The sequence below is a fragment of the Actinomadura sp. KC06 genome (assembly GCF_004348735.1).
Taxonomy (GTDB): Bacteria; Actinomycetota; Actinomycetes; order Streptosporangiales; family Streptosporangiaceae; genus Spirillospora.
In genome coordinates this window covers 203,632-210,088 of sequence record NZ_SMKT01000001.1, presented here as the reverse complement: position 1 = coordinate 210,088, position 6,457 = coordinate 203,632, and the positions used below count along the sequence as shown (strand labels likewise).

Here is a 6,457-nt window from a genome sequence, read left to right as displayed (position 1 = left end):
GTTCAAGGATGACGCGGACATGCAGAGTGTGGCCGCTCTGTACGCGTCCGATCATCTGGGGAAGCGGGACCTGCCGTTGGCGAAGGTGCTGGCCGAGGTTGTCGCGGACGAGCACGTGCCTTTTCTTGCGGCGCTTCGGTACAAGGACACGGGGCTGCGCAAGCGTGAGGAGTGGGAGCAGGTCTGGGAAGTCCAGCGCGAGGAGGACCGGACGGGCAAGCGGCTCGACATCGCGGTTCCGCCGAAGTACGCGCCGAAGGACTTCCAGAAGACGTCGTATTGGTCGCAGCGCGGGAAGCTTGATGTGCCGAAGGAGCGGTTCATTTCGTATCCGGGGGCTAGTCCGGATGCGGATGATTCGTTGCTGCTCGGGTGGGCCGGCTGGGATCACAAGGATCAGGCGCAGGCGCTTGCCAACCTTGTGAATGATCGGGCTGAGGTTGGGGCCTGGGATGCGGAGAAGCTGACGCCGTTGCTGGCCGGGCTTCTTGAAGTGTTGCCGTGGGTGAAGCAGTGGCATGGCGAAGAGGACCCCGAGTGGGGCGGTGTTCCGGCCGACGAGTTCGAGGCGTTTCTTCGTGAGCAGCTCGGGCGGTATGAGCTGTCGGAGCAAGACCTCAAGGGGTGGCGTCCGCCTGCTAAGGGGCGTGGACGCAAGAAGGCGTGAGGCCCGGCAGACGGGAGCCGCGTGGCCCGGAGGTGCGAGGAAGTCTCCAGGCCGCGCGGCGGGTTTGAGTTATCGGTAGTTGCGGGCCTTGAGGATCTGTTGGACGAGGGTGTCCGGGTCTTCGGCGTTGACGATCTTCCACTGTGTGCCGCCGGGGACGATCGCCCACCATTCGTAGGTGTAGATGCCCCACCAGCAGACGACACCGGCGAACCGTTCCTGAAGTCCGGCGATCGTCGCCGCATGGGAAGGGTCCGGCACGGCCGGGGGAGTAGGGCGCCGTGGTTTGGTTGTCTGCGTCTGGTGCGACCGGGCGGCTCGTACGGCCGTCACGTACGGGATGAGGATGCGGGTTATCTGCTTGGCCGCCTGGATCGGCTTGGTGTGCGGTGCGAGATCCTCGCCGGTGCTCGATCTGAACCACCACACGTCCGGGGTCGGGCCGGGGACGAGCCTGACGCTCTCGCCGAGTTCCGGGATGTCGCGGTCGAAGACGTGGATGAGCGGGTGCGGCTCGTCGTATCGCTGGGTGACCTGCCATCCTTCCCGGGCAACCTCCTCGGTGAGTCGGTCGAGATGGGCCATTTTGGACGAAGCGTGAACGTCGATGTTCCAAGGCTTCGGATCGATCCACCTAATCACCAGCGCACCCACTTGATGGGTTCGGACATTGCGTTGTGGGTTGCGCGATTGAGTTCGACGGTCAGCGCCGTGTGTAGCTCTTCTGCGGTGTTACGTACAACGGTCGCTTCTACACCGGCCTTTGGGTCGTGCAGAGTGGCGACCCAGTCGCCGAGCATTCCGTCGTGGCGTGTCGCGCGCCAGATGCGGTGTCCATGAAACTCCTTGCGGAGCCGAGCCAACGCCTGGTCAGCAGAGTTGTCGGACGTGTCCATGATCAATTGAGCTTCCGTTGCGGTTTCTCTCCGTTACCGCTTCCCACCTTCCTGTAATCGGGTTATCTTCGGGAAGAGCAAGAGCGCCGTCGAAAGAAAGCCTCGGGTGCGATTAGAAAGTCGCGCCAGTTTCGGATCTTGGAGTTCCCATGCCTCGCCGCCCTCGCGACCCCGGTGTCCCGTCCTCGCCATCTGAATACTTCGGTACTGAGTTGCGCGCTAGGCGGGAATTGTCCAAGTTGTCGCGCCCACAGCTCTCGGAGAGGCTCGGCTATTCACCTCAGTGGATCGGGCAAATCGAGTCGGGTGTTGGCGCCCCGTCCGAGGACTTCGCCAACGACTGCGACGCCTTCTTTCAAACGAGTGGGGCCTTTTACCGCATCTGGGAGTGGATGCAGGAACTCGGCAAGGTGCAGATCCTACCGCCGGGCTTCCCCGACTTCATCGAACGGGAGCGGGAGGCCGAGGTGATCTACATCTTCGAGACCATGCTCGTCACTGGCCTGTTCCAGACGCCCGAGTATGCGTACGAGGTGCTCAAGCTGGGGAAGACGCCCGACGCGGTGGAGCCGCTCGTCGCGACTCGGATGGAGCGGCAGGAGATCCTCAAGGAGGAAGACCCACCTCACGTGGTCGCAGTCTTCGACGAAGGCGCCATCCGCCGTCCGATCGGAAACCAGGAGGTGATGAAGGGGCAGATCCAACACCTCATCGATCTGTCGGAGCTGCCTCACGTCACGGTCCAGATCGTTCCTGCCGCCACGGGAGCCTATGTGGGATTGGCTGGCGCATTCACGATCTTGAGTTCTCACGACGAGGCAGATGCCGTGCGCGTCGAAGGTCACGTGGGTGGACAGCTAGTCGATCAGTCTGCGGTCGTCCGGAAGTATGGAGTAAGTTTCGATTTGATCAGGGCTTCGGCGATGAGCGCCGAAGACTCCCTGAACTTCCGGACGATCTTGGAGAGCCTATGAGTACGCAGGACCCGTGGGCTGTGCAATGGCGCAAGAGCCACCGCAGTACCAACACTGGCGGACAGTGTGAGGTCGCGTTGGTGCCGTCACGGTGGCGGAAGAGCAGGTACAGCACTCACACCGGTGACCAGTGCGTTGAGGTGGCGCCGATGGTGCCGATGGCCATCGCCGAATGGAAGAAGAGCAGCCGGAGCACCGACACCGGCGATCAATGCGTCGAGGTGGCGGACCTGGTGTCAGCGGTAGCCTTCCGGGATTCCAAGGACCCGGACGGGCCGAAGTTGGTGTTCGGTCCAGCCGCTTGGGAGGCGTTCGCAGCCGAGGCCAAGTCAGGCGCCCTCGACCTGGGCTGAGACCAGTAAACCGAGAGCCCCGGCCCGTCGAGCAGACGGGCCGGGGCTCTCGGTGTGTGTCCGTCCCGGCTGCGTGCGGTTCCTCCCGGCGCTGCCGGGCGAGGGATTGCGGCCCGGCGTGTCACCGGTCGCGCGTCGAAGCGCCAGGTAGGGAAAGCGTTCGGCGCTGATCAAGGGCGGGTCCGCAACCTGGCCTGAGTCGAATCGGCCGAGAGTCCCGGCCGTCAGGTTGACGGCGGGGCTCTGCATGTTCCGGCGCTGTATCGCTGCGACCCGACGCAGCCCGTCCGGCCGCTGATCATGGCGCGTCGGAGCGTCCACTCATGGCCTGGACCGGGCACCGCATGTGACGCCACCTTGTTTCGTCGGCTTGCTGCCTGTCGGTGTCCTTGCGAGCCGCCAGAATCTCGGACGTGCCGCAGGTCAACGATGGTCGTGCCGCCGGACGTGGTCGGCGTTCGCGACTCGCGTCGGAGGCCCGCGCGCTCAGTTCAGCTTGAACTGATGGCGCGGACGGGCACGCTCGTCCGCCCGCAACGGAGGAGCGACTCCACTCATGGCGGGGAACTCGGCCCGGGAGGATCAGCCTCTTCCGATGCGTGTGGGATGGGCCCGTCGCTCAGCACGGACGCCACGTCTTCCCGCCCGGCGCATAGCAACGCGGTCCTGTATAGCCCGGGTAGCCTCCGCCTCCGCCGTTGCCACTGCCGTCCGACCTCGACGGGGGGTTCGGTGCCTTCACCGGGCGCTTGGGCTTCGGCTTCGGCTTGGGCTTCGGAATCCCGACCTTCCATTTCTTCTTGCCGTGGTGAAGGACCACCCTGCTCCCGCTCGCGATGCCGGCCGCGCAGAAGCTGATGCTCCCGGTCCCTTCGTCACCGGGAAGGATGCGCCCGTCGACCGTTAGGGACTTCACTACTGAACGAACCTTCTTCCCCTTGGCGTTCACCAGGCTGAATGGGGTAGGGAAGCTGTGGTGCGGCCCGAAGCCAAGGGTGGTGACCCTGTTGTTGGTCACCACGACTTGCGCGATCACGCAGTTGTCGCCGTCCACCCGCTTGCCCTTCACAGAGGTGACGGCGTACACGAGAGGCTCCGGCCACGAGCTGGGCGACGCGGTCGGTGTCGTCACCGCGCTCACACCATCGCCCGACGAGCCGTCGCCCATGCTCGCCACGCAGCTCGCGAGAAGAACGAAAACACCGATGAGCGAAGCGATCAGTGCGAATCGCTCCTTCTTGGAATTCACAGCGGGAGCGTAGCGGTCGGCGGTGGGCCCGTCCCGCCGGAAACCGGGTCCTGAACTGGCCAAATTGTGCCTCGCCGCACAAGAGTGGAGCTCCGCGGCAACACAGAGGACTTCGAGCAGACGCGCGCGTTCGCCGACCGTCCCGGCGGCTCCTTCGTGGACGTCGGGGCGGGCGAACCCGTCAGCGGCTCGCTCACCAAGAACCTGGTCGACCCCCAGGGGCGCGTGCGCGGGCCGCGAGTGGACACCGCAAGCCCTACTGAGTCGCGATGGTTCTGGAGATGACGTCCGGCCGCCGGTGGGACCGCAAGGGCGCCGAACGCGACCGCGGGCCCAAGCGCCGGGGCCACGCCGCGGCCGACATTCCGCTGTACCTGCTGCTCGATCGGCTGGACGGCAAGGCCAAAGTCTTCTCCGAGCCGCGCGGCGACGACTACGCGCCGCACGCGCACAGCGAGCCTTTCCATCTTGATCGGACTGGTCACAGCATCGTTGCGGTAGGCGGATTCGGCCGGTGACACAGCGAGGCCCCTGGTGAATGCGAAGTCGACCAGAACAACCGCCTTGCCAGGAGCTGTCGCCCGCGACCCCTGCCTTCGTGGCCGACCTCATCACCGGCCACCGCCGCCGGAACGGTTCGCGGTGGCGAGTGCTGCCGCCGGGCCGTCAGGCCCTGCCGGTGCTGGTGCGCCCTGCGCTGCAACGAGACCTTCGAGCGCCTGGCCGCCGCGTTCGAGGTCGGTACGGCGACCGCGCACCGCCATGTCAGCGAGGTCGTCGCCCTGCTCACCGAACCGGCGCCCGACCTGCGCGAGGCGATGCGGACCGCATAGCGCAAGGCGTTGGTCATCCTGGACCGTCACTGGTGCAGTCGATAGCGGCCGTTGCAGCCGATGGCGAAATCACCGGTAACCAGCGCATCAACACCTTCACGACCGAGCAGGCCCCGGCGGCTTCAGGGGTTGGGGAACGGCCAGTCATTCCCCCTCGACAGCGTCGGCGGGACGGTGACGGCGGCCAAGAAGCGCGTCGCCCGTCTCGGAGCCATCGACAACTACAATATTGGGATCTGGGCCGCGGAGAAGGCGCCTACGGAGGAGCACGAAGCCAACCCGGACTGCACCAACTTCATTTCCAAAGCGATGCACCGCGGCGGAGGCGTTCCGGAGAGGGATGGGGACAGGAAGAGCGACAAGGCCTGGTGGGAGAACAGAAGAACCAAGGTTTTCTGGTGGAAAGACTCCTACACCTGGTCTGCGGTGATCAACCACCACCGCCCATTTCAATGGCCAAGGCCGCGTCTACTGGGAGAAATCTTACAGTGAGGTGAGTGTCGGCGACTCGATGTACTGGGAGAGCAAGGCGGAGGGGTATCTCACTCACGCGTCCATCGTCTCCCAGGTCACGGGCCCTGATCAGTACTCGATCTACTACGCTCAGCACAACTCACCTGACCACGACACCTACAAACCTCGGTGGAAAGGGCTGGCTCCTATCGGGCATGTGAGGTGAATCCGTCATCGGCGCGGTGGACAAAAGGGTATCCTTTCATAGTTCCAGTGTGCTCGCTGTTCCTGGCCCTCTTCTTGCTCACTCCGGCCATTTGGCAAGTACAGGAGTACGACGATTATCCCGGCACGGATATCTCGACACTCAACGCTCCGTGCGGCGGGTGATCGGCGCCATGAGCTGCGGTGGTGTCGGTCCCCGAGGGAGCCATCGTATTGACGCTTGCCCTCCTGCTGGGTTCTTTGGCCGGGATGGTCGTCGCCGTGATGCGGTCGCGCGCGGCATCGTGGCGGTGGTTCGGCATGGACGGCGTGCGCGAGCCGGGCTGCTATGCCACCTCGACGGTGTCCGGATCGTGAACCCGGTCGCGGGACTGCTCGGCGGAGCGGGGACCGTGGGCGTCGTCGCGTCGGCGGTGGTCGCAGAACGGCGGCCCCGCAGGTCCGAGGACCGGGTCAGCGCCGAAAACACGGCATGAGCTCCCGGCCGACGAGCACCATTTCGGGTCACCCTGCCGAGGTCATTCATGTCCTCTAGAACCACGAGCTCCGCGCACACTTAAGGGCTTCAATGGGTGCGAGCTGCAAACTCGCCTTTCTGGCCGGATTCGGCTACTCGCAGGAGTGGACACGCGTGACGGCGCGGCTACCGTTGATGCACCTGCCGGAAGGAGCGGATATGAGCAGGCTGCCCTTGGGGCCCTATCCAGGGATCGGGTACGGGCATTTACTGTCCACCAATCCCGGTGTCGTCGTCACCAGGCACGAGTGGCTCGTTCATCCCATCCCCGTCGAGCGGCCAGAGCGTGG

General features: G+C 64.9%; 10 protein-coding genes and 1 pseudogene. 7 read left to right on the top strand and 4 right to left on the bottom strand.

What is annotated here, in order from left to right; all coding sequences use genetic code 11:
- Positions 1-667: pseudogene (locus E1287_RS00960) on the top strand (SAM-dependent methyltransferase); the annotation flags it as partial.
- Between the two features lie 69 nt (positions 668-736).
- Here the strand turns inward: E1287_RS00960 and E1287_RS45330 are convergent.
- Both E1287_RS45330 and E1287_RS00950 read right to left on the bottom strand, forming a co-directional pair.
- Positions 737-1,252 (bottom strand): hypothetical protein, encoded by a 516-nt coding sequence (locus tag E1287_RS45330; protein ID WP_243718460.1) that lies wholly within the window; start codon positions 1,250-1,252, stop codon positions 737-739.
- A gap of 53 nt (positions 1,253-1,305) precedes the next feature.
- Entirely contained in the window at positions 1,306-1,563 is a 258-nt protein-coding gene (locus E1287_RS00950; RefSeq protein WP_131962505.1) for a hypothetical protein, read from the bottom strand.
- A 149-nt stretch (positions 1,564-1,712) separates the two neighbouring features.
- Between E1287_RS00950 and E1287_RS00945 the strand changes: the two genes are divergently transcribed.
- Positions 1,713-2,537, top strand: a complete 825-nt coding sequence (locus E1287_RS00945; RefSeq protein WP_131962503.1) for a helix-turn-helix transcriptional regulator — start codon at positions 1,713-1,715, stop codon at positions 2,535-2,537.
- Entirely contained in the window at positions 2,534-2,890 is a 357-nt protein-coding gene (locus E1287_RS46555; RefSeq protein ID WP_131962501.1) for a DUF397 domain-containing protein, read from the top strand. The genes E1287_RS00945 and E1287_RS46555 overlap by 4 nt, the downstream gene beginning before the upstream one ends.
- Positions 2,891-3,509: 619 nt before the next feature.
- Here E1287_RS46555 and E1287_RS00935 read toward each other — a convergent pair.
- Complete coding sequence (locus tag E1287_RS00935) at positions 3,510-4,139, bottom strand: hypothetical protein (RefSeq protein WP_131962499.1); 630 nt, start codon at positions 4,137-4,139, stop codon at positions 3,510-3,512.
- Between the two features lie 84 nt (positions 4,140-4,223).
- Between E1287_RS00935 and E1287_RS00930 the strand changes: the two genes are divergently transcribed.
- Both E1287_RS00930 and E1287_RS00925 read left to right on the top strand, forming a co-directional pair.
- Positions 4,224-4,424, top strand: a complete 201-nt coding sequence (locus E1287_RS00930; protein WP_131962497.1) for a hypothetical protein — start codon at positions 4,224-4,226, stop codon at positions 4,422-4,424.
- A complete protein-coding gene (locus E1287_RS00925) occupies positions 4,409-4,657 on the top strand; it encodes a hypothetical protein (protein ID WP_131962495.1) in 249 nt (82 codons plus the stop codon). Before E1287_RS00930 ends, E1287_RS00925 begins: the two co-directional genes overlap by 16 nt.
- A 93-nt stretch (positions 4,658-4,750) precedes the next feature.
- On the opposite strand, the gene E1287_RS00920 is transcribed toward E1287_RS00925, so the two are convergent.
- The gene (locus E1287_RS00920) at positions 4,751-5,002 is read right to left on the bottom strand and encodes a hypothetical protein (protein ID WP_131962493.1); all 252 of its coding nucleotides are present in this window, start codon (positions 5,000-5,002) and stop codon (positions 4,751-4,753) included.
- 144 nt (positions 5,003-5,146) lie between these two features.
- On the opposite strand from E1287_RS00920, the gene E1287_RS00915 reads away from it, so the two are divergent.
- Positions 5,147-5,464: an amidase domain-containing protein gene (locus E1287_RS00915; RefSeq protein ID WP_165968834.1), complete on the top strand. Its 318-nt coding sequence runs from the start codon at positions 5,147-5,149 to the stop codon at positions 5,462-5,464.
- Positions 5,465-5,863: 399 nt separating this feature from the next.
- Positions 5,864-6,007 carry a hypothetical protein gene (locus E1287_RS43440; RefSeq protein ID WP_207933943.1) on the top strand — a complete coding sequence of 48 codons (144 nt, stop codon included), beginning with the start codon at positions 5,864-5,866 and terminating at the stop codon, positions 6,005-6,007.
- Positions 6,008-6,457 lie beyond the last annotated feature (450 nt).